Below are 429 nucleotides of genomic sequence, written 5' to 3' on the forward strand. Positions count from 1 at the left end.
GGCTCACGTCGCCCAGCGCCATGGCACGGATGACGAGGGTGGCCGACTGGCTGCCCGCATTGCCGCCCATGTCCACGATGGGCGCGATAAAGGCCGCCAGCACGATGACCTGCGACAGGATCTCTTCCTGCGCGGCCACGAAGGTGCTGGTGACGACGCCGAACAGGGTCAGCAGCACCAGCCAGAACACGCGCACGCTGAACATCTTGCGGAAGGGAGATTCGAGGATGTCCAGGTCGGTGCCGTCGGTGGTCACCGTGCCGCCAAAGCGGGCCAGCTGGGTGGCGTCTTCCTGCTTTTCGATGTCCATGGCGTCGTCCACGGTGACGATGCCGACCATCTTTTCCCCGCCGTTGATGACGGGCAGGGCCAGCAGGTCATAGCGGCCGATGAGCTCGGAGGCCTTGCTCCGGGGCCACTGGGCCCGCG

1 pseudogene is annotated in these 429 nt (G+C 66.4%); it reads right to left on the reverse strand.

Features of this window, described 5'->3' with window-relative positions:
* A pseudogene (locus JWG43_RS18620) lies at nucleotides 1-429 on the reverse strand (magnesium transporter); the annotation flags it as partial.

This window comes from Desulfobulbus alkaliphilus, assembly GCF_016918545.1.
Lineage (GTDB): Bacteria > Desulfobacterota > Desulfobulbia > Desulfobulbales > Desulfobulbaceae > Desulfobulbus > Desulfobulbus alkaliphilus.